The sequence below is a fragment of the Bradyrhizobium huanghuaihaiense genome, assembly GCF_007830635.1.
GTDB lineage: Bacteria > Pseudomonadota > Alphaproteobacteria > Rhizobiales > Xanthobacteraceae > Bradyrhizobium > Bradyrhizobium huanghuaihaiense.
In genome coordinates this window covers 293,927-315,839 of the sequence record NZ_VLLA01000001.1, presented here as the reverse complement: position 1 = coordinate 315,839, position 21,913 = coordinate 293,927, and the positions used below count along the sequence as shown (strand labels likewise).

General features: G+C 65.8%; 17 protein-coding genes. 6 read left to right on the top strand and 11 right to left on the bottom strand.

Translation table 11 applies throughout. The features are described from left to right. Positions 1 to 63: 63 nt before the first annotated feature. The gene (locus IQ16_RS01420) at positions 64 to 1,065 is read left to right on the top strand and encodes an adenosine kinase (RefSeq protein WP_018644211.1); all 1,002 of its coding nucleotides are present in this window, start codon (positions 64 to 66) and stop codon (positions 1,063 to 1,065) included. A gap of 261 nt (positions 1,066 to 1,326) precedes the next feature. Here the strand turns inward: IQ16_RS01420 and IQ16_RS01415 are convergent, their stop codons facing one another. Next, on the bottom strand, positions 1,327 to 2,520 hold the full coding sequence (locus tag IQ16_RS01415) for a serine hydrolase domain-containing protein (protein ID WP_018644212.1): 1,194 nt from the start codon (positions 2,518 to 2,520) through the stop codon (positions 1,327 to 1,329). A 344-nt stretch (positions 2,521 to 2,864) separates the two neighbouring features. Between IQ16_RS01415 and IQ16_RS01410 the strand changes: the two genes are divergently transcribed. Both IQ16_RS01410 and IQ16_RS01405 read left to right on the top strand, forming a co-directional pair. Next, on the top strand, positions 2,865 to 3,185 hold the full coding sequence (locus IQ16_RS01410; protein ID WP_018644213.1) for a hypothetical protein: 321 nt from the start codon (positions 2,865 to 2,867) through the stop codon (positions 3,183 to 3,185). Positions 3,186 to 3,295: 110 nt separating this feature from the next. Continuing rightward, positions 3,296 to 4,789, top strand: coding sequence for an NAD-dependent succinate-semialdehyde dehydrogenase (locus IQ16_RS01405; RefSeq protein WP_018644214.1), 1,494 nt, complete (start codon positions 3,296 to 3,298; stop codon positions 4,787 to 4,789). A 188-nt stretch (positions 4,790 to 4,977) separates the two neighbouring features. Here the strand turns inward: IQ16_RS01405 and IQ16_RS01400 are convergent, their stop codons facing one another. The 3 genes from IQ16_RS01400 to IQ16_RS01390 all read right to left on the bottom strand — a co-directional run bounded on the left by IQ16_RS01400 (position 4,978) and on the right by IQ16_RS01390 (position 9,535). Further along, positions 4,978 to 7,194: a SulP family inorganic anion transporter gene (locus tag IQ16_RS01400; protein WP_018644215.1), complete on the bottom strand. Its 2,217-nt coding sequence runs from the start codon at positions 7,192 to 7,194 to the stop codon at positions 4,978 to 4,980. A 431-nt stretch (positions 7,195 to 7,625) separates the two neighbouring features. Beyond that, complete coding sequence (locus tag IQ16_RS01395; RefSeq protein ID WP_145831160.1) at positions 7,626 to 8,540, bottom strand: phosphoribosylaminoimidazolesuccinocarboxamide synthase; 915 nt, start codon at positions 8,538 to 8,540, stop codon at positions 7,626 to 7,628. A gap of 77 nt (positions 8,541 to 8,617) precedes the next feature. After that, the gene (locus IQ16_RS01390; RefSeq protein ID WP_018644218.1) at positions 8,618 to 9,535 is read right to left on the bottom strand and encodes a pirin family protein; all 918 of its coding nucleotides are present in this window, start codon (positions 9,533 to 9,535) and stop codon (positions 8,618 to 8,620) included. A 298-nt stretch (positions 9,536 to 9,833) separates the two neighbouring features. Here IQ16_RS01390 and IQ16_RS01385 point away from each other — a divergent pair, with 298 nt between their 5' ends. Beyond that, on the top strand, positions 9,834 to 10,895 hold the full coding sequence (locus tag IQ16_RS01385; protein WP_018644219.1) for an AraC family transcriptional regulator: 1,062 nt from the start codon (positions 9,834 to 9,836) through the stop codon (positions 10,893 to 10,895). A gap of 320 nt (positions 10,896 to 11,215) precedes the next feature. Then, complete coding sequence (locus IQ16_RS01380; RefSeq protein WP_018644220.1) at positions 11,216 to 12,643, top strand: serine hydrolase domain-containing protein; 1,428 nt, start codon at positions 11,216 to 11,218, stop codon at positions 12,641 to 12,643. A gap of 190 nt (positions 12,644 to 12,833) precedes the next feature. On the opposite strand, the gene IQ16_RS01375 is transcribed toward IQ16_RS01380, so the two are convergent. Then, a complete protein-coding gene (locus tag IQ16_RS01375) occupies positions 12,834 to 14,201 on the bottom strand; it encodes an MmgE/PrpD family protein (RefSeq protein WP_018644221.1) in 1,368 nt (455 codons plus the stop codon). 124 nt (positions 14,202 to 14,325) lie between these two features. Between IQ16_RS01375 and IQ16_RS01370 the strand changes: the two genes are divergently transcribed. After that, positions 14,326 to 15,441 carry an FUSC family protein gene (locus IQ16_RS01370; protein WP_018644222.1) on the top strand — a complete coding sequence of 372 codons (1,116 nt, stop codon included), beginning with the start codon at positions 14,326 to 14,328 and terminating at the stop codon, positions 15,439 to 15,441. A 4-nt stretch (positions 15,442 to 15,445) separates the two neighbouring features. Here IQ16_RS01370 and IQ16_RS01365 read toward each other — a convergent pair whose 3' ends face one another. From IQ16_RS01365 to IQ16_RS01335, 6 genes are all read right to left on the bottom strand, one after another. Next, complete coding sequence (locus IQ16_RS01365; RefSeq protein ID WP_018644223.1) at positions 15,446 to 16,759, bottom strand: SMI1/KNR4 family protein; 1,314 nt, start codon at positions 16,757 to 16,759, stop codon at positions 15,446 to 15,448. A 71-nt stretch (positions 16,760 to 16,830) separates the two neighbouring features. Next, positions 16,831 to 17,490 (bottom strand): 2-hydroxychromene-2-carboxylate isomerase, encoded by a 660-nt coding sequence (locus IQ16_RS01360; RefSeq protein ID WP_018644224.1) that lies wholly within the window; start codon positions 17,488 to 17,490, stop codon positions 16,831 to 16,833. After that, on the bottom strand, positions 17,487 to 17,975 hold the full coding sequence (locus IQ16_RS01355) for a DUF2867 domain-containing protein (RefSeq protein ID WP_018644225.1): 489 nt from the start codon (positions 17,973 to 17,975) through the stop codon (positions 17,487 to 17,489). Before IQ16_RS01355 ends, IQ16_RS01360 begins: the two co-directional genes overlap by 4 nt. Then, positions 17,972 to 19,366 carry an MATE family efflux transporter gene (locus IQ16_RS01350; RefSeq protein ID WP_018644226.1) on the bottom strand — a complete coding sequence of 465 codons (1,395 nt, stop codon included), beginning with the start codon at positions 19,364 to 19,366 and terminating at the stop codon, positions 17,972 to 17,974. Before IQ16_RS01350 ends, IQ16_RS01355 begins: the two co-directional genes overlap by 4 nt. Positions 19,367 to 19,747: 381 nt before the next feature. Continuing rightward, positions 19,748 to 21,043: a UDP-N-acetylglucosamine 1-carboxyvinyltransferase gene (gene murA / locus IQ16_RS01340; protein WP_018644227.1), complete on the bottom strand. Its 1,296-nt coding sequence runs from the start codon at positions 21,041 to 21,043 to the stop codon at positions 19,748 to 19,750. Between the two features lie 267 nt (positions 21,044 to 21,310). Beyond that, positions 21,311 to 21,778, bottom strand: a complete 468-nt coding sequence (locus IQ16_RS01335) for a hypothetical protein (RefSeq protein WP_018644228.1) — start codon at positions 21,776 to 21,778, stop codon at positions 21,311 to 21,313. Positions 21,779 to 21,913: the final 135 nt, after the last annotated feature.

The window sequence follows — 21,913 nt, the reverse complement described above, 5'->3', positions numbered from 1 at the left end:
TTTCAGGCCGACAGGAAGCGGATTTCCGCAGGGATCGCAATCCGCCAAACAGGATCAAGGTGAATGGCTGACGTGAAATATGACGTTCTCGGGATCGGCAACGCGCTGTTCGACGTGCTGGTCAGGACCGACGAGGCCTTTTTGGCCAAGCACGGCATGACCAAGGGCAGCATGTCCCTGATCGACGAGGCGCGCGCCGCCGCCATTTACAAGGACATGGGGCCGGCGACGGAGGTCTCGGGGGGATCTGCCGCCAACACCATCGTCGGCATCGGCAGCCTGGGGGCACGCGCCGCCTATGTCGGCAAGGTCAAGGACGACCAGATCGGCAAGCTCTACGTCCACGACATCCGCGCCGCCGGCGTCGCCTTCAACACCCCCGCCGCGACGGACGGCCCCGCCACCGGCTGCTCCTACATCCTCGTCACCGATGACGGCGAGCGCACCATGAACACCTATCTCGGCGCGGCGCAGGACTTGTCGCCCGCCGACATCGACCCGGCCGAGATCGCGAGCGCCGGCATCGTCTATCTCGAAGGCTATCTCTGGGACCCCAAGAACGCCAAGGACGCCTTCGTCAAGGCGGCCAAGATCGCCCATGATGCCAAGCGCAAGGTTGCGCTGACGCTGTCGGATTCCTTCTGCGTCGATCGCTATCGCGACGAGTTTCTCTCGTTGATGCGGGGCGGCACCGTCGACATCGTGTTCGCCAACGAGTCCGAGTTGCACTCGCTCTACACGACCTCGGATTTCGACACCGCGCTGAAGCAGCTGCGCAACGACGTCAATCTCGGCGTCGTCACCCGCAGCGAGAAGGGCTGCATGGTGGTGTCGTCGGAAGACGCCGTGGCGGCGCCGGCCTTCCCGGTCGACAAGGTCGTCGACACCACCGGCGCCGGCGACCTCTTCGCCGCCGGCTTCCTCTATGGCCTCGCGCGCAATCTTGCGTACAAGCAGTGCGGCGAGCTCGGCGCGCTCGCGGCCGCCGAAGTGATCCAGCACATCGGCGCCCGTCCGCTGGTGTCGCTGAAGCAGCTCGCCGGCCAGCGCGGGCTGACGGTTTAGTCCTCGCTCGCTCCCCCGTCATTGCGAGCGAAGCGAAGCAATCCAGAATCCCTCCGCGGAGACAGGCTGGATTGCTTCGCTACGCTCGCAATGACGAGTTTGTTGCGCGCGCTTCCCTCGCTCTCCACTGTCATCGCCCGGCTTGACCGGGCGATCCAGTGCTCCGCGGCTTCTCGATTTATCATTGCCGTCTCTGGAATACTGGATCCCCCGCTTTCGCGGGGGATGACAGTCGTCGCGTGGCGAGACCCTTGTGCCCCCTCACGCCGCCTTCTGCCCGCTCCCCGCATCGAGCCCGGCATAGACCCCGCGCTCGAAGCCCGCGAACGCCTCCAGGCACTTTCCATCCGCGAACGGCAGCAGCTGCATCAGGATCACGCCGGTGACGTCGCGCGAGGGATCGATCCAGTAATAGGTGTTGGCGAGGCCCGCCCAGGCGAGGCTGTTGGCGCTGCGGCCCTCGGGTGTCTTGGCGGTGTTGATGAGGAAGCTGAGCCCCCATTTCTTCACCTGGTCCGGATAGAGGTCGACGTCGTTGGTGTACATCGGTGCCACCGAGGTCATCTTGGTGACGTTGAGATCGCCGATGTGGTTCTGTCCCATCGTCGCGACGGTGTCGGCCTTGAGCACCTGATTGCCGTTGCCGCGGCCCTTGTTCAGGATCATCTGGGTGAACTTGATGTAGTCGGCCGCGGTCGAATAGAGGCCGCCGCCGCCCATGCAGAATTCCGGGTTCTGCTCGAGCTCGAACGGCATCGCGCCAAGCTGGCCGCCCTCGCCGCGCGCATGCATGCCGACCAGCCGCTTGCGCATGTCGTCGGTGATCTTGAAGCCGGTGTCAGACATTCCGAGTGGAGCAAAAAGATTGTCGCGCAGATAGGCGTCGAGCCGCTTGCCGCTGGCGGCTTCCACCGCCTTGCCGACGAAATCGATATTGGTGCCGTATTCCCAGCGCGTGCCGGGGTCGGACGCGATCGGCGTCTTCAGCGCGGCATTCTGGCAGGTGATGATCCCGGGCGTTCCGGTCTTCTCGAGATAGGCGCCGATGTCGCCGTTCCACATGTCGTAGCAGAAGCCGGCGGTGTGGGTCATGAGCTGGCGCAGCGTGATCGCGCCCTTGGCCGGCCGCAGCTTCGGTTCGCCCTTGGCATCAAAGCCCTCGAGCACCTGCGGCTTGGCGAGATCGGGCAGCACGTCGCCGATCGGCGCATCCAGCGAGAGCTTGCCCTGTTCGACCAGCTGCATTGCGCCTGCCGATGTCACGGCCTTCGTCATCGAGGCGATCCAGAACACGCTGTCCAGCGTCATCGCGTCGGGCTTGGAGAGGTCGCGTTTGCCGAACGCGCCCTGATACAGCACGTCGCTACCGCTCGCGGCGATCGCGACCACGCCGGGAATCTCCTTGGCATCGCTGGTCTTGCGCAGAACCTCGTCGATCTGGGCCTGGCTTTGCATGCGCGTTTCCTCCGGTTTGATTATTGTTGGAAGTGATCGATTGTCCTCCTGGAGGTCGCGCGCGGCAAGCGCCTCAACCTTCACCCCGGTCGCGATGTCGTGACTTGACGGCCTGCGCCCCACGCAGGACGACAAGGCGGCTGGACGGCAACACTCCGTCACAATCTGCGGTGGATGACCGCAACGAGCCGTGACCATGGATGGTTCCTGGCGATATGTTTTGCGTGTTTGGAAGCACTTGAAACATTTTGTGCGTTGCGACGTTCAGCACTCGGCCGATCGACGGCCGACGTTAAGAATTGATGCAAATTTGGCGGCCGGCTCCCGGCCGCGGGGGACCTCAAATGATTTCGACCTGGAGCGAATGGAAGCGCTATCCCCGTCCCGGACGGGGCGACAACCTCGAGGCGCCGATCGCGCCCGGCATTTATGAGGTCCGTGTCGCCGGCACCGGCGCGCTCTATTCCTTCGGCGCGGTCGACAATCTGGCGCAGGCGCTGGCGCTGCTGCCGGTCGGCTCGAAGAGCTGGTTCGGCCGCCGCGACACCTCCGACGTTCCCGATCTCGAATACCGGACGTGCGCGACCTCCTCCAAGGCCGACGCCAAGGCTGCCGCCGAGCGCATGATCGGCCGGCGCGAGACCTATATGAGCGGTGCGGCGTAGCCCCACCGACCCGAATTTAGCTCCCATCAGCTGTGCGTTGCGGGGCGGTGCATTGCGCACCGTCTCTCCCTATATTCCGGGCCAATCCGATCGCCCTGAGGGAGAACGCCATGACCCCGACTGCCGCCGCCCGCGCCACGCAAGCCGCCGCCACCCTGCGCGACCGGTTGAAGGACCCCTCGCTGCTGAAGGAGGCCTGCTACATCGACGGCGCCTGGGTCGGCACGCCGGTCTTCGCGGTGAACAATCCCGCCACCGGCGTCGAGCTCGCAAAGGTCCCGCAGCTTGGTGCGGCCGAGACCACCAAGGCGGTTGAAGCCGCCGAGCGCGCCTTCCCGGCCTGGGCCAAGCACACCGCCAAGCAGCGCTCCAACACCTTACGCAAATGGTTCGAGCTGATTACGGCCAACCGTGAGGACCTCGCGCTGATCCTCACCTCCGAGCAGGGCAAGCCGCTCTCCGAGGCGCTCGGCGAGGTCGACATCGGCGCCGCCTATATCGAGTTCTTCGCCGAGGAAGCCCGCCGCGTCTATGGCGAGACCATCCCGAGCCAGCGCCCCGATGCGCGCCTGCTCGCGATCAAGCAGCCGATCGGCGTCTGCGCCGCGATCACGCCGTGGAATTTCCCGAACTCGATGATCACGCGAAAAGTCTCGCCGGCGCTGGCGGCCGGCTGCACCGTGGTGCTCAAGCCCGCCAACGAGACGCCGCTGTCGGCGCTGGCGCTGGCCGTGCTCGCCGAGAAGGCCGGCATCCCCAAGGGCGTGCTCAACATCATCACCGGCGATGCGCCGCCGATCGGCAAGGTGCTGTGCGAGCATCCCGCGGTGCGCTTCGTCGGCTTCACCGGCTCGACGGCGGTCGGCAAGATCCTCTATCAGCAGGCCTCCGTCGGCGTGAAGCGGCTTGGCCTCGAGCTCGGCGGCAACGCGCCGTTCATCGTGTTCGACGACGCCGACATCGACGCCGCGGTCGAAGGCGCCATCGTCTCGAAGTATCGCAACATGGGCCAGACCTGCGTCTGCGCCAACCGCATCTACGCCCAGGACAAGATCTACGACGAGTTCGTGCAGAAGCTGTCGAAGAAGGTCGCGGCGATGAAGATCGGCGACGGCACCGAGAGCGGCGTCACGCAGGGGCCGCTGATCAACATGAAGGCGATCGACAAGGTCGAGCGGCACATCGCGGATGCCGTGAAGCGCGGCGCCAAGGTCGTCACCGGCGGCAAGCGCAGCGAGCTCGGACGCTCCTTCTTCGAGCCGACGGTGCTCGCCGACGTCAAGCCGGACTCGCTGGTGTCGCAGGAGGAAACCTTCGGCCCGCTCGCGCCTGTCATCCGCTTCAAGGATGAAGCCGACGTGATCGCGATGTGCAACGCCTCGCCGTTCGGTCTTGCCTCCTACTTCTACTCCCGCGATCTCGGCCGCGTCTGGCGCGTCGCCGAAGCGCTGGAGTCGGGCATGGTCGGTGTCAACACCGGCCTGATCACCACGGAAGTCGCGCCCTTCGGCGGCGTCAAGGAAAGCGGCCTCGGACGCGAAGGCTCGCGTCACGGCATGGAAGAATATGTCGAGATCAAATACGTGATGATGGCGGGGGTTTAGGCCCGGCTCTCACTCCACGTCGTTGCGAGCGAAGCGAAGCAATCCAGGAAAGTCTCCGCGGAGACAGTCTGGATTGCTTCGTCGCTTCGCTCTTCGCAATGACGGGGGCTAACTTCGTAGCCCGGATGAGCGTAGCGACATCCGGGGCCTCAAGTCCCGCATATCGCTTCGCTCATGCGGGCTACGGCCTACCGCCGCAGCACCGCAATCGTCCTGTTCGCAAAGCTCAGCCGCTCGGCCATGACCGACACGAAATAGGTCAGCAGCTTGTGGCTTAGCGCGGGATCCTCGGCCTTGATGGCGTCGAACTGGTGGATATTGAGCACGTAGAGCACGCTGTCGACCTCGGCCTGGATCGTGGCGCTGCGCGGCGTATTCGACACCAGGCCCATCTCGCCGATCGTGGTGTAGCGGCCGAGGCTGCGCACGCGCGTGGTGCGGTCGTCTTCGGCGGGGACCATGATGCCGACGCGGCCGTCGAGAATGAAATGCATGGAATCGGCGGGGTCGCCGGCCTGCACGATGATCTCGCCGGCCTCGACCTCGATGCGCTGGCAGCGGCGGATCAGCTCGTCGGCGTTGTCCTCGCTGTCGAGGATGCGCGTGAACCAGTCGCGTAAGGAGGCTTCTTCCTGCGCCAGACCCTGATGCTGCGAGATGATCTCGTTCTCGCACCATTCGAGTGCGTGATCGAGCTCGCCGATGATGATGACGCCTTCGCCGATGAAATCGCTGGAGCGCAGCACTTTCTCGGCACTCGCCGACAGATGCACCAGGATCAGCTCGACACCGAGATCGGCCGCGCTGCGCTTGATCTGCGCGAAGCTGTAGGCGGCCGACGAATCGACGCCGGTGACGAGCTTGAAGTCGAACAGCAGATAGCGGCACGCCGGGCGCTCTTGGAGCAGTCGCTTGACGTGCTGGTAAAGCCGGTTGGCGGAGCCGAAGAACAGATAGCTCTGCAGGTTGAGGCCCTGGATCTTGCCGCCATGGGCCAGCAGCACTTCCTGGTCGTCGCGCGAGCGGTCGAGCGAGGAGCGATATTCCGAGCCGTCGAAACTGTACTTGATCGATTCCACCCGCGCCGCGCTGAAGGCGAAGGTGGCGCAGCCGATGATCACGCCGATCAGGATGCCCGGCACGAAGCCCCAGACCACGATGATCGCGATGATGGCGATCAGCGAGAGATATTCGAGCTTCGACAGCCGCTTGCGCGACTCGATGATCCATTTGTGCAGCTGGTCGGCGCCGAGATAGAGCAAAAGGCCGCCGAGCACGAATTTCGGAATGAAGCCGAGCAATTGCGGCGCCACCACGAGCATCAGCAGCGACATCGCCGCGACCGTGAGGCCGGACAGGCGGCCGCGGCCGCCGCTGCTGAAGTTCAGGATCGAGCGGCTGACCGAGATGCAGCCGGCATAGCCGCCGAGCACCCCGGTCAGCATGTTGGCGGTGCCGGTGACGTTCAGCTCGCGCTCCAGATTGGCCTCGCGATGAACGGCGACCTCGATGCCGGTGGTGTTGAACAGCGTGCTCGACGCGGTGACGAAAATCACGGCGACGAGATTGCCGAGCAGGTCCGGCACGGCGAACCAGGGATAGTGGACGAGGCCGTCGGTGTGCCAGGGCACCATGAAGGCCGCCTGCGGCGGCGGCTGGAATGTCCAGCCCAGACTGCGGGCCTCACCGAGCGAGATGCCCGTGATCCAGAACGCCAGATGCGCCGTGAGCACGCCGCCGACCAGGATGATCGGCAGCCCGAACGGGCTGCGCGAGCGATGCCAGGTCAGATACAGCACCAGCGCCATGGCGCAGGCGGCACCGAGCTCCAGCAGCGTGGTGCCGTTGGTGAAATGCAGCAGCGTCGCAAATTGCACGGGGTGATCGGTAATGACCCTGATCGCACCCATGACGATCAGGAGCCCGGTGGCGCCGAGGAAGCCGCCGACCACGGGGTAGGGCACGTAGCGGATGGCTCGGCCCATCCGCGTCAGGCCCAGTCCGCACAGCGCCACGCCGGTCAGCACCGTCGACAGGCCGAGCGTGATCAGGACCGGTGACAACAACGGCGCCGACGGGCTCGCCGCCTCGATCCGTTCGACCAGCGAGGCTGCCAGGATTCCCGTCACCGCCGCGGTCGAGCTGTCGGGGGCGGCGACCGCGAAGGGCAGGGAGCTGCCCAGCGCGACGATCGCCGCAAGCACCGCAGAGCTGATGAAGGTCGCCGTGATCGCGTAGGACAGATAGGGTGACAGGGGGCCTGCGAAGATCAGCAGCGCGTAGGAGAGCCCGAACGTGACGGTCAGGACGCTGGCGGCGCTGCCGCCCAATATGTCATTCAGCGCACGCTTGAGCGTCGGATTGAACCGCGGAGCCGGACTGAAGGTAATCGCTGGATCGGTCACGCCGTTGCGCTCGCTCCTTGGGAAACTCCGTCCGAGACGTAGACGATTGGAGGCTTAGCGCAACAGGATTCGTGGAACTATGAAGTATCCGACAGTTTTTGCGGGCACTGCCGCTCACGGCGTGTGAACGCTCAATCATATGGTGGACGGGAAAAACCGAAGCCATCGCCTTCATCGTCGTCCCGGCGAAGGCCGGGACCCATAACCACAGGGAGAAGTTTGACGAAGACTTGCAGTGAAATGGTCGGTACCGGGAACGAGCTTTATCGATAGATTCCGCGGTATGGTCCCGGCTTTCGCCGGGACGACGAGGAACACCGACCTCTCCACGTCATTGCGAGCGTAGCGAAGCAATCCAGTCTGTCTCCGCGGAGGGACTCTGGATTGCTTCGCTACGCTCGCAATGACGGAGCGAGAGGCGAGGCCGAAGCCTAAATCTTCAGCTCCGTCCCCGTCACGCGCCGATACGCTTCCAGATACCGCTTGCTGGTCGCCTCCACCACGCTCGCCGGCAGCGGCGGCGGCGGGGCGTCGCCGTTCCAGCGGCCGGCGCGGCGCTCGACATCGAGATAGTCGCGCAGCGGCTGCTTGTCGAAGCTCGCCTGCGGCTGGCCGGGCTTGTAGGCATCGACCGCCCAGAAGCGCGAGGAATCCGGTGTCATCACCTCGTCGATCAGGATGATGCGGCCGTCCTTGTCGCGCCCGAACTCGAACTTGGTGTCGGCGATGATGATGCCCTGCTCGCGGGCCAGCTCCTCGCCGAGCGTGTAGATCGCGCGCGTCATGCTCTCGAGCGTGTAGGCGACCTCGTCGCCCACCACTTCGCGCATCTTCGCGATGGTGATGTTCTCGTCATGGCCGGTCTCGGCCTTGGTCGCCGGGCTGAAGATCGAAGGCTCCATCTTCTCGCTTTCGACGAGGCCCGGTTTCAGCTTCTCGCCGGCAAGCGCGCCGGAGCCGGCATATTCCTTCCAGGCCGAGCCCGAGAGATAGCCGCGGATCACGCATTCGATCGGAAACACGGTGGTGCGGCGGGACAGCATGGCGCGGCCGAGGATCTCGGCGCGGTGCGGCTTCAAGGCCGGCACGGCCGCGATGATCTCGTCGGTGTCGGCGCTGATCATGTGATGCGGCACCACGCCCTCGAGCTTGCCAAACCAGAACGCGCTGATTTGCGTCAGCACCGCGCCCTTCATCGGAATGGTCTCGCCCATCACGACGTCAAAGGCGCTGATGCGATCGGTGGTCAGCAGCAGCAGGCGATCATCGTCGACGGCGTAGATATCGCGCACCTTGCCGCGGCCGATCTTGGTCAGGGGCAGGTCGCTGGAGAGCATGGCGGTCATCGGCAGAGCTTTCGGGCAGAAGGCTGAAGACAGGACATCCGGCCGCGCCTGATGGCACGGCCGGAGACCGGATTAGCCTATTCCGGCAGCGGAATGAACTCATGTTCCTGCGGAACTGCGGCGAAGCGGCCGGTTTTCCAGTCCTGCTTGGCCTGCTCGATCCGCTCCTTGCTGGAGGAGACGAAATTCCACCAGATGTGGCGCGGGCCTTCCAATGCATCGCCGCCGAGAAACATCATCCGCGTCGCCTTGAGCGCCTTCACGGTGATGCGGTCGCCCGGCCGGAAGATCAGGAGTCGCGGCCCCTCATAGCGCTCGTTCGCAATCTCGACCTCGCCGTCGACGAGGTAAATCGCGCGTTCCTCATGGTCGGGGTCGAGCGGCACGCTCGCGCCCTGGGCCGCCGTGACCTCGGTGTAGAACCAGGGCGACACCATCGACACGGGCGAGGCGATGCCGAAGGACGAGCCCGCGATCACGCGAGCGGTAAAATCGCGCTCGGAGATCATCGGCAGATCGCCCGCCGCATAATGCTGGAACGACGGCACGATCTCTTCGGACCCGGCCGGCAGTGCGATCCAGCTTTGCAGGCCCAGCATCTTCTGGCCCGCGGCGCGCTGCGCATCCGGCGTGCGTTCGGAATGCGCGATGCCGCGCCCGGCCGTCATCAGGTTCATCGCGCCGGGCGCGATCTCCTGGACATTGCCTTCGCTGTCGCGATGCATGATCGCGCCGTCGAACAAATACGTGACGGTGGCGAGCCCGATATGCGGATGCGGCCGCACGTCCATGCCCTTGCCGGAGACGAACTGCACCGGCCCGAAATGATCGAAGAAGATGAAGGGCCCGACCATCTGCCGCTTGCCATGCGGCAGCGCGCGCCGCACCGCAAAGCCATCGCCGAGGTCGCGGGTGCGCGGCACGATGACGAGGTCGAGCGCGTCGCAGGATTTGGGATCGCCGAGCACGGGATCGTTGTCGGGCATCCAGCTCATGGGGTGGCTCCTTTTTGACTTTCTTGGCCGCGATGGTAGCAGGAATTCGCATCGCCGTCGCGAGAAAGGCTCCGTTGTCATGCCCCGCGGCATCCAGCCGTAGGGTGGGCAAAAGGCGCGTCAGCGCCGTGCCCACCATCTTTCTCCGATCGAGAAGAACGGTGGGCACGCTTCGCTTTGCCCACCCTACGATCTATGAAACCGGGCGATGACAGTTGTGGATGCGGATGGTCCTTGAAAAAATGAGCCCAACGACCGATGTTCGGCTGATTTCAACCGCGACCAATCGCATCGCCCGATGACACTCGCCGCAACCGAGCTTGCCTTTCGCGCCGCGTCCGTTGCGCTGCTGCTGATGCTGGCGGCGTCGCTGTTGCAGGACTTTCGCAAAGTGCTCACAGCTCGTCTCGCCGCGGCGTTCGCGCTGGGCTCGGCCGCGCACGCGGCGAGCTATTCGGTGGACGTCACGTCACCGATCCCGCTCCTGCATGCACCGCTGATTGCGTTGTCGACCGGCGGCATCGTGGTGTTCTGGCTGTTCACACGCTCCCTGTTCGACGACGAGTTTCGCCTCCGCTGGTGGCACGGATGGGTCTGGGCGCTGGTGACGGCCTTCAGCTTCGCAGGCTGCGTCTGGATTGCACCCAGCGGCCATGTGCGGTTCTCGGTGACGGTGGTCAATCTGATCGTGCTCGGTTTCATCGCGCTTGCGGTCGGGCAGATGATCGCCTCCTGGCCGGCCGATCTGGTCGAGCGCCGCCGCCGCGTTCGCGTCTTCATCGTCTGCGCAACCGCGCTCTATGGCGGGCTGAACGCGGTGCTCCAGATCGCCGTCGCCGGCCACCACGTCGGCGATGTTGCCGAAACCATCAATGCCGGCGTGCTCGCCTGCATCGTCGCGGGAATCGTCTATGCCATGATGCGCGTTGACGGGGCGGATCTGTTTCCAGCCGCGGCCGAGCCGGCGCCGCCGATTGTTTTCAGTCAGCCCGTGGCCGAGGACGCCGCCGACCAGAAACTCATCGATGCCCTGATGCGGCTGATGGCGGACGAGCGGATCTATCGCCAGGAGAACATCACCATCGGCGTGCTGGCTGGCCGGCTGAAAATTCCCGAATACCGGTTGCGCCGGCTGATCAACCAGCGGCTCGGCTATCGCAACTTCAATGTGTTCCTGAACAACCACCGGATCGAGGAAGCCAAGGCCGCGCTCGCCGATCCCGCCCAGGCCGAGGTCCCCGTCATCACCATCGCCATGGACGCCGGCTTCCAGTCGCTGGGGCCGTTCAACCGCGCCTTCAAGGCGGTCACCGGCGTGACGCCGACGGAGTACCGGCGGCTCAATATCGGCGCGGCTTGAGGCCTCTTAACCTCTCCCCGCCTGCGGGGAGAGGTCGGATTGCATCGAAGATGCAATCCGGGTGAGGGGGTACAGGTCTCACTGCCGTCTCATGCGCGGAGAGAGGCCCCTCACCCCGACCCTCTCCCCGTAAGGACGGGGAGAGGGAGCGCACCACCGTCCCGGCGACATCGCGACTCTATGGAGTTGAAATAGCGCACTTATTCCAAAATCAACCAGCCCGCGCCCAATTCCGGCCAACCCATTTTCCAAATCCGGCGAGCATCCACCGTCCGCATCCCGCTTCCTCTCGCCACACCTCTCGAAGCCGGAGAAAGCCCGTGACCCGCCGCCGCAAGATCGTCCTCCTCACCGCCACCATCGCCGCTGCCGGCCTCGCGCTCGGCGTCGCCCGGGCCCGCGACGTGCCCAGGATCGCCACCGGCTTCGTCGCCGACATCCTCTGCTCCGAGACGTTCGTCTCCGGCCTCGATCCCAGGCGCAACTTCACCGAGACCACCGACGCCATGCCCGGGACCAACCTGATCACCTGGGCGATGGAGTACAGGGTCGATCGCGTGCGCAAGGACGTCACGGTGACGCTGTTCGGCCTTGGCCGCAGCCATGCCGTCTATCGCGAGGGCCTCGGCTGCACGCTCGAGCACGGCGCTGGAATTGCCGCCGTCGAGCCGCCGGCGGACGACAGGCAGCCGGCGTTGTTGCCCGAGATAGCCGCGCCTTCGATCGTGCCGCCGCAAAGCCCCGAGCTGGCTGCCGCGCTCGACCGTGCCTTCACCGAACCCGCGCAGCCGCCTTACCGCCGCACCCGCGCGGTCGTCGTGATGAAGGCCGGCCGCGTCATCGCCGAGCGCTACGCCGACGGAATCGGGCCTGAGACGCCGCTGCTCGGCTTCTCCATGACGAAATCGGTGATCTCGGCGCTCACCGGAATCCTCGTGCGGCAGGGCAAGCTGAAGCTCGACGGCCCCGCGCCGGTTGCGGCCTGGAAAGATCCCGATGATCCGCGCCATGCCATCACCGTCGATCAGCTGCTGCGCCACACCGCGGGTCTCGCGCTCGGCAGCTCATTGGAGGCCTCGCTCGGTTCGATCTTCGAGCCGGTCAACCGGATGAAGTTCGTGGAGACGGACATGGCCGCCTATGCCGAGACCATCCCGCTCGAGACCGCGCCCGGCACCGCGTGGAACTATCACGACGGCAATAGCCTCATCCTCTCGCATCTGATCCGCATTGCCGCCGGCGGCACACCCGAAGCCGCGCTGCGCTTCGCGCACCGCGAATTGTTCGCGCCGCTTGGCATGCGCCATGTCGTCCTTCAGCTCGATGGCTCCGGCACGATCGAAGGATCAGGCGAGATGCTCGCCGCCGCACGCGACTGGGCGCGCTTCGGCCAGCTCTATCTCGATGACGGCGTCGCCGGCGGCAAGCGCATCCTCCCCGAGGGCTGGGTGAATTACACCGCTACGCCCACGCCGAACGCGTGGGTCGGCATCGGTGCCGGCTTCTGGACCAATCAAGGCAACAGCTTTGGCGCAAAATTTCGCATCGAACACGGCTGGCCGCGCGATGCCTTCTTCGCCAAGGGCACGATCGGGCAGTACACCATCGTGATCCCGTCGGAGAAGCTGGTGATCGTTCGGCTCGGCCGCTCGCCGAACTGGCCGCCGCAAGCCGACGGCGTGTTCGATCTCGTGCGCGATGTGGTGGCGGCGACGCGCGAGAAGGGCAAGGTGGCAGGGATGAATTGAGGTCTTTCTTACCCTCCCTGGAGGGGGAGGGTCGATCGCGCGAAGCGCGAGCGGGATGGGGTGACGGTCTCTCCGCGACGAACACTGCCCGAGTGGAGAGATCACCCCACCCCGTCACGCAATCTCGCTTTGCTCGATCACGTGCCGACCCTCCCCCTCCAGGGGAGGGTAAGAAACGGCCGCGGCTCTCCTACCTCCCCAATTCCGTCGCCTTGGCCACGCGATCGAACCGCTCCAGCGTCATGATCGCGTCGGCGAACTTCTCCGCACGCGCGTTCAGCACGGGTCGCGCCAGCGTCAAAAACTTCTGCTGCATCGCCTGCGTATCCGGAAACGAATTCGGCTCTCCGGACGGATCGGCATAGAGCCGCTCATGCACGCCGTCATCCGTGGTGATACTCACCCGCGCGCCGAAGGGATGGGTGCGGCCGATCTCGAGGCGGTCGTCCTGCACCACGTCGAATTTGTCGGCGAGCGCGTCGATGGCGGCGTCCCCAAGGCGGCCATAGTCGTCCCAGCCGAACGAGCCCTGGTCGAGCGCGAGCGCACCGGTGAAGAACATCGAGAACTGGCCGCCGACGATCGAGCGCGGATGCCGCTTGGTCGCGGCATCGCCGGTGAGCGTGATGCCGTTGCGGTGCAGGCCGATCTCGACGCGCTTGACCTGGTCCGGCGTCAGATTGTGCTCGCGCCGCATCGCGATCAGCGCGTCGATCGCGGCATGGGTGTAGCGGCAGCTCGGATAGGGTTTTACGCCGATCTTCATGGTCTCGTAGGTCCTGCCGAGCTCGGCGACGGCCTTGTCCGGATGCGCATCGTCGGTGTAGCCGGCGAGCAGGCCGTGCTTGCCCTCGACCGATTCGGTCGCGCCGACGAAATCGTTGCGCGCCAGCGTCGCGGCGATCACGCCGTTCATCGCGGCGGCGCCGACCTGGTAGCGCTTGTTCCAGGCGCCGTTCATCAGGAACTGCAGCGAGCCTGCGGCCTGGCTGCCGGAGACGCCGAACGCGGCGATCAGCTGCTGCTCGGACAGGCCGAACAGCTTGCCGGCCGCCGCGGCCGCGCCATAGGTGCCGGCGGTCGCGGTCGGGTGGAAGCCGCGCGCATAATGCGAGGTCGGGTCGAGCGCATTGCCGAGCCGGCAGCAGACCTCATAGCCCGCGACGATCGCGGTCAGCACGTCGCGGCCCGACGCGCCGACCATCTCGCCGACGGCGAAGGCGGCCGGAACCACCGGTGCGCTCGGATGCAGCGAGGAATCGGCGTGGGTATCGTCGAAGTCGAGGGAATGGCCGAGCGCGCCGTTGAGCAGCGCCGCGACCGCGGGCGTCCAGGTCTTGGCATCGCCGAACACGGTGGACTCGCCCCGGGTGTCGAGCGCCAGCGCCTCCAGCATCTTCAGCATCGACGGGGTCGATTCCGCCTCGCGCCGTGCCCGGATCGCGCTGCCGAGAAAGTCCAGCGTCAGCACTTTTGCGCGCTCCAGCACTTCCGCCGGAATATCCTGGTATTTCAGATTGAAGACATAGGCGGCGAGCGTTGCGGTTTCGTGGGCCATCGTGTTTCCTCGTTTTGGCGGGCAAGTTAGGCGGGCTGATTTGGCCTTTCAAGCGGCCTTGCGGCCGCGGGCATCAGCTATGCTTTTGCTTGGGCGTATGAGGATCGGACCGGGGTAGTCGAGCATGGCATTCGCAGGAAAGGTGTTCGAGCGGATCCGGTCGCGGCGAACGCAAATAGGGCTCGCGATCCGGGTCACGGTGGCCGCGGTTGCCGCCTATGCGATCGCCACCGCGCTGCATCTGCTATTGCCGCTCTGGGCGGTGCTGACCTCGCTGATCGTGACCCAGATGAGCGTCGGCCGCTCGCTGAAGGCGACGCGCGACTATGTGCTCGGCACCATCGGCGGCGCCATCTATGGCGGCGCCATCGCGATCCTGATTCCTTATTCCACCGAGGCGGGCCTGTTGGGGCTGCTGGTGCTGGCGGTCGCGCCGCTGGCCTTTGTCGCCGCGATCAACCCAAGTCTCAACGCGGCGACGGTGACTGCGATCATCGTGCTGCTCGTCCCGACCATGCACCACTCCGATCCCATGACCTCGGCGATCGACCGCGTCAGCGAGGTCGGCGTCGGCGCCATCACGGGCCTCCTGGTCTCGTTCCTGGTGCTGCCCTCGCGCGCCGTGCGGCAGATCCGTGCCGCCGCGGCCGCGCTGCTCGAACTGATCGCGGATGCCTTGACCGAATTGCTCGCTGGCCTGACGCGCGGCCGCGACAACGACGCGCTGCACCGGATCCAGGACGGCATCGGCACGGCCATGGTCGGCATGAATGCCATCGGCGCCGAAGCCGAGCGCGAGCGCGCCGCGCGGCTGTCGAGCGGACCCGACACCGGCCCGCTGCTGCGCACCGTGCTGCGGCTCCGCCATGACGTCGTGATGATCGGCCGCGCCACGGTGGTGCCGCTGCCGGTCGAGGTGCAGATGCGGCTAGCTGCGCCCCTGACGGAAGTCTCGACCGTGATCGCGCGCTTCCTGCGTTCGGCAGCTAGCGCCTTGCGCGAAGGCGCGGGCGCACCGCCGATCCATCCGGTCCACGTCGCGCTCCAGCATTACGCCGAGGCGGTCGCGTCCGTCCGTCATGACGGACTGATCCGCGGCCAGCCCGGCGACACCGCCGAGCGCTTCTTCGCGCTCGGCTTCTCCCTGGAGCAGATGCACCAGAATCTCTGCGATCTCGACCGCGTCGTCGGCGAATGGTCGGAGGCCGCGAGAGACAAGTCCGTGCGCGTGGCGGAGTGATTCTCTAAAGATCGAAGAACGCGAGCTGCGTTGCATCGCGGCGCTCGATGCCGTCGGTCAGCGCCTTCAACGCAACGTCGAAACTCGGCTGCTTCTGCTCCAGCTCCCAGGCGCCGTCGTGATCCCATTGGAAGCACCAGCCGTAGCGCTCGCCGGGCTCGAGATGGAGCAGCAGGCAGCGGCTGAGCTGCGAGGGTTCGGCGATCGGAATCAGGTGCTTCAATGAAACGCCGTACGCCTTCCGGAAATAGGCGCAGGCCTCTTCGAGCTCGTCCTCTGAATAGGCGATGAAGTCGAGGACATTGCGCAGCTGCGTGGCGAGCTCGCCCGGCGCATAGAAGCGCAGCTCGGAAGAGGATTCGGGCAGGCGAACCAGCAGTTCGGTCTCGCCCCGGGTCCGCAGGAAGTCGCGATAGTCGTCGGGCAGCCGGACGCCGAGCGTCTGCTCCGCGGCGCTGATGTCCGCGTCGTTGATCGGTGTGGCGGGCCTCCAGCGCCAGCCCTTGGCCGATGCCCCCGCCTTGCGCCGCGCTACATATTCCGCATATTCGGGAAACAGCAGGATGACGTCGTAGCCGCCGAAGCGCGACCATTGATAGGCGTCGTCGAAGGCCTCCTCCCGCCGTTCGGGAAAGAAGCCGCAGAGAAGGTCGGCGCGCTGGCGAATGCGATCATGGCTCGGGGCGGTCCGGCACAAATGCTCGATGATCGCCAGCGAAGCGGCCGGGTTGCTGGCGAGAAGATAGAGGCCGCTCAGCAATTCCAGAATCTCTCCCTCGAGCTCTTGCTCTGTGATGGACCATGCATAATGCGCCTGTCCGGAAGCCCGCCGTGCGTTGAGCGCGTCGCGCGCCTGCTCGGCATAGCGCAGGGTCTGCGCGAAGTCCTCGCCTGCGGTCTTGCCGTGATCGGCGGCGAGCAACAGATAAAGCGGCTCGTGCTCGGCCGGCGTGCCCCTGAGCGCTGCGATCTGCTTCGCCTGCTCGGCCAGCGGCGAACCGAGCACCTGGATCATCAGCTCATCGAGGCCCTTCTGCCAGCCCGGCTTGGCCTGAGGATCAGGTCCGAGGTCGCGCAGCGTGTAGTTGGTATGGCTGGTCTCGACATAGCCGGACGCAACGAGCTCGGCGGCATGGCGGCGGAAGGCCGCGGCGGCGTCGTCAATGTCGGAAAATTCCTCGCGCAGATATTGCTCCGAGTCCGGGTCGTCCTCCCGGTTCATGCGGACGCCGATCACCCTGGGATCGTCGCCCGGGATCAGCACCAGCTCGCGATCGTCGTCGCCGGGCGGGCGATGGAAGAATTTTGCCAGTTGCATGCGACCTCCAGAGGCGCCGCCGGCATCGGGGCGCCACGTCTCAGTCGCTAGCTCGAAGAAACCGGTTCACGTCAGCCGGGCTGGCGCCGCGCGAGTCCCTTGCCCTGCATGCGCCAGACCAAGAGGTCGATGCGGTCCTGGCCGAAGAACGGCTCGTTCTCGAACACGAAGGTCGGCACGCCCCAATGGCCTGACGCGGCGTGGTTCTTCTCGTTCTCCGCGATCACCTGCTCATAGCGATCCGGATCGGCGGTGATCGCTTCATCCATCGCGGCGAGATCGAAGCCGGCCTTCTCGGCCGCGCGCGCGAGGTAATCGCCCTCGTTCCACCCCAAGACCGAACCGTCCCACAGCACGCGCGCGATCGCGTCGGTGAAGGCGAGCGAGCGTCCCTCGAGCTGCGCCATCGCGCCGAGCCGGGTCAGGCGGTGGATGTAGGGCTGCTCGGCCGCGACATCGAGCGTCATCATGTCCTGCACGATCGGATCGGGCCGGGGAAAGCGGAACGGAATGCCTTCGTGCTGCGCCACGCGCGTGCTGTCGAGCACCACGTAGCGAATGAAGTTCGGGCTGGCCTTCTTGAAGAATCCGGGCACGCGGACCGCGAGCGGATAGACCGGCCGCAAATTCACCGCGAGGTCGTACTCCGCGACGAGCTTCAGTGTCTTGGGCAGGGCCAGATAGCTGAAGGGACTGCGGTAGGAGTAGAAGAGGTCGATGGACAGCGTCATCGCGCCGGCTCCACGATGCGTCCCATCATGCCGCGGACCACGATCTTGTGGAAGGGCATGATGAGGGTGAGATAGGTGCGGCCGAGCAGATTATGCGTGCGCACCAGCGTGGTCGAGGTCACCTGGCGGCTGGCGGCATCGCCCGCGACATCGACGACGAGGCGGAAGTCGAGATGAGAATCGTTGAAGCCGGCGACCAGCCGCTCGGGCGTCTCGCTCACCACCGGAAACAGGCCGATCAGGCCGTGCGGCGCCGGCGCGCCTTCGCCCGATGTCTTCAGCCCGAACGGTGTCACCAGAATGTTGCGGAGGCGCAGCAGCACGTCGATCCAGCGCGGGCCGTGCAGCACCATGCGGATGCAGGCCTCGCGGGCGCTGACTGTCGCCGTGCCGATCTCGACGCGAAACGCATCGATGAACTGCGCGCCTGCCAGCACCGCACCGGCGTCGACATTGGGGGTGACTTCGCGGACCGTCCCGATCATCCCGCCAGTTTGCGCGTCAGCATCCGGAAGCGCAAGATCAGAAGGCCGGCATAGACGAACGAGCCGATCGAGAATCCGATCCAGACCCCGACTGCGCCAAGGTGGGCGTTGAAGGCCAGCACCCAGCCGATGGGGAAAGCGACGCACCAATAGCCGATCGCCGCGAACACCAGCGTCATTCGTGTGTCGTTGATGCCGCGCAGCGCGCCGCCCATGATGGTCTGCAGGCCGTCGGCGATGAAGAAGCTCGCGCCGACCAGCAGCAGCGTCGCCGTCAGCTCGACCGTTGCCGCGCTGGCCTCGCTGCGGCCGAAGAACAGCCGTCCGAGCTCGTAGCGGCCGAGAACGATCGCGATGGTCAGGGCCGAGACGAAGGCGATCCCGAGCACGGCTGCGACGAGCCCCGCGCGCCTCACCGCGACCATGTCGTCGCGGCCGAAGGCATGGCCGACCCGCACCGTTGCCGCCATGCCGATGCCGAGCGGCACCATGAACAGCACGGCGGTGACCTGGAGCGCGATCTGGTGCGCGGCGAGCGCCGTGGTCGAGATCAGCCCCATCAGCAGCGCGGCCGAGGAGAACAGGCCATATTCCAGCAGCAGGGAGAACGAGATCGGCGCGCCGACCGCGACGAGCTGGCGCATCAAGGGCCAGTCGATCCGCCAGAGACGGGCAAGCGGATGATAGTCGGCGAACGGTTTGCGCAGTCCCGCGATGGCAAGCGCTGCGAGGAAGGTGCCGAGATTGACCAGCGTGGTCCCAAGGCCCGCGCCGAACAGGCCGAGCTCCGGCAGCCCGAACCGGCCGTGGATCAGCGCATAGACCAGCGCGGCATTGATCGGGATCGCCGCGACCGTGATCCACAGCGGCGCCTGCGGCCGGTTCACCGCGCTCATCATGCTGCGCAGCGCGATGAAACCGAGCGCCGGCGCGATGCCCCAGGCGAGACCGTTCAGGTAGCGCTGCGCCAACGCGGCCGATTGCGGCACCTGGCCGAGCGCAAGCAGGATCTGCTCGCCATAGAGCGGCGAAGCCATCATCGGCAGCGAGATCAGCAGCGCGGCCCACAGCCCGACGCGCAGGGAACGGCGGATCCGCCTGACATCGCCGGCGCCGAACGCCTGCGCCGCCAGCGGCGACACCGCGGACATCAGCCCGAGCCCGAAGGTGAAGCTGACGAAATAGACCGTATGCGCCAGCGCGGCCGCGGCGACCGCGCTCTCGCCGAGGTGTCCGATCATCGCGAGATCGGTCGTGATCATCGCGATCTGCCCGAGCTGCGTCAGCATCATCGGCACGGCCAGCCGCAGCGTCTCGCCGAACTCGTCGGCGAGATGGCCCTGCGGCACGCCGGCTTGCGGCTGCGCACGATGTTGGACGGTGTCGAGCATGGCGGCTCATTAGCACAGCCACACGTCGAAAACATGGCCCCGGCTCTCTCCGCTTGCTCGATATCGTAGGGTGGGCAAAGGCGCACTTGCGCCGTGCCCACGTCCTCTCCAATATTGCAACAGAAGCGTGGGCACGCTTCGCTTTGCCCACCCTACGATACTGTGCGAGGTGCGGCTTTCCCTCTCCCCTCGTGGGAGAGGGTGGCTCGCCGCATAGCGGCGAGACGGGTGAGGGGTCTCTATCCTCACGAGCTATCTTGCGAGTGGATAGAACCCCTCATCTGGCGCCGTAGCCGATGCAAAGCATCGGCGTTCTTAAGAACGGCGGCCAAAGGCCGCCTATGCCATCTTCTCCCGCAAGGGGAGAAGGAAGAAAGAGCCTCAGCTCTTCCTTTCAGGCACGCGCTTGATCTTGGCGCCCAGCGCGTTAAGCCGTTCCTCGATGCGCTCATAGCCGCGCTCGATCTGGTCGGCATTGTTGATCGTGGAGGTGCCCTCGGCGCAGACCGCGGCGAGCAGCATCGCCATGCCGGCGCGGATGTCGGGCGAGATCATCGAGGCGCCGCGCAGGCGGCTCGGGCCTGCGATGATGGCGCGGTGCGGGTCGCACAGCACGATGCGCGCGCCCATCGCGATCAGCTTGTCGACGAAGAACATCCTGGATTCGAACATCTTCTCGAACATCAGGATCACGCCCTCGCATTGCGTGGCGGTGACGATCGCGATCGACATCAAATCGGCAGGAAAAGCCGGCCAGGGCTGGTCCTCGAGCTTCGGCACATGGCCGCCGAAATCGTCCTGGATCTTCAATGTCTGGTTCGAGGGCACGATGAGATCGTCGCCCTCGACGCGGCAGACGATGCCGAGCCGCTCAAAGCCCATGCGGATCGAGCGCAGATGCTCGACGCCTGATCGTACGATGCGCAGCTGTGAGCGCGTCACGGCGGCAAGGCCGATCAGCGAGCCGACCTCGATGTGGTCGGGCTGGATCCGGTAGGTCGCTTCTCCCAGTGTCGCCGGACCATGGATAACCATGGTGTTGGTGCCGATGCCCTCGATTCTAGCGCCGAGCGCGACCAGGAAGTTGGCGAGGTCCTGCACATGCGGCTCGGAGGCCGCGTTGCGCAAGATGGTGACGCCGTCCGCGGCGACCGCCGCCACCAGCGCGTTCTCGGTCGCGGTCACGCTCGGCTCGTCCAGGAACACGTCGGCACCGGCGAGCCTGGCCGCGCGGAATTCGAGCCGGTCGGTCGCGGTGACCTTGGCGCCGAGCTGCTCGAGCGCCAGCACATGGGTGTCCAGCCGTCGCCGGCCGATGACGTCGCCACCGGGCGGCGGCAGCATCACTTCGCCGCAGCGGGCCAGCAGGGGACCCGCGAGCAGGATCGAGGCCCGGATACGGACGCACAGCTCGGGGTCGAGGTCGGCGGCGCGGATGCTCTTGGCGTGGATGTGAAGCGTGTTGCGCCCGGTCCATTCCGCGGACGCACCGACCGAGCGGATCAGCTCGACCAGCGTCTCGGTATCGCGGATCCGCGGCACGTTCTCCAGCGTCACCGGATGCTCGGTGAGCAGGGCGGCGGCGATGATCGGCAGCGCCGAGTTCTTGTTGCCGGACGGCTCGATCGAGCCCGAGAGCCGGTGACCGCCCTCGACGATGTACTGGATGGGCGCCAAATGGATTCTCGCTGTCCTGATGGGGTGGGCGGGCCTGTTTCGGGCGGAAACTACAGAGATTTGACCGCGGTAGCAATTGCGCTGGCTACGCTGGAGAGACCGGTGAACCCCAGCGAGCCTGTAAAACCCTCATGGTGAGGAGCGCGGAACGCGCGTCTCGAACCATGCAGGCCCGGATGTCGTCCCCGGCCATCCTTCGAGACGCCCGCTGTCGCGGGCTCCTCACAGGATGAGGACGGTGCTTGTGGTGGCCAGGCCTTCGGTCACTCAGAACAGCCCGATGATATTCCCGATCACATAGAGGATCGCGATCAGGATCAGCGCCCCCATCATGAAGAAGGAGATTTCGATTGCGATGGCGCCGGTGCCGAGCGTGGCGGCGACGGCGGCAAGGAGCCGTTCTTCCCGGAAGATCAGCGAGAGCACCGAAAGCAGGATGGCGAGCAGGCCGAGCGAGATCGCGGTGACTGATGCGGTTTCACTCCAGCTTCGTCCAGCCGATTTTTCAGGCTTGGGAGCCTGATACTCCACGCCCTTCACCTTCGCGACGATGCGGTCCTTGATACGATGCCCGGTGTCGACGATCACTTTGTCCGCCGGCGGCGGCGGAAACACGATCGGCACGACCCAATGCGGCAGCACAGCCGCCATCAGCGCCAGCACCCCGACAATGCTGCCGATGATACCGAGACGGCGGGATGGCACGGCGGAACTGGTCGTTGCAGAGGCGGTCATGGCGTGACACTTCCCGGCCGAAATGGGCCTTGCGGGTTATGCCACTTCGTCGCGATGGCGGGTGGTGAGGTTCAGGGGGGCGAGAACGGGTGGGAATGGGGCTCGATTGTTGCCGCGAAGGCGGTCTGCTCTCCC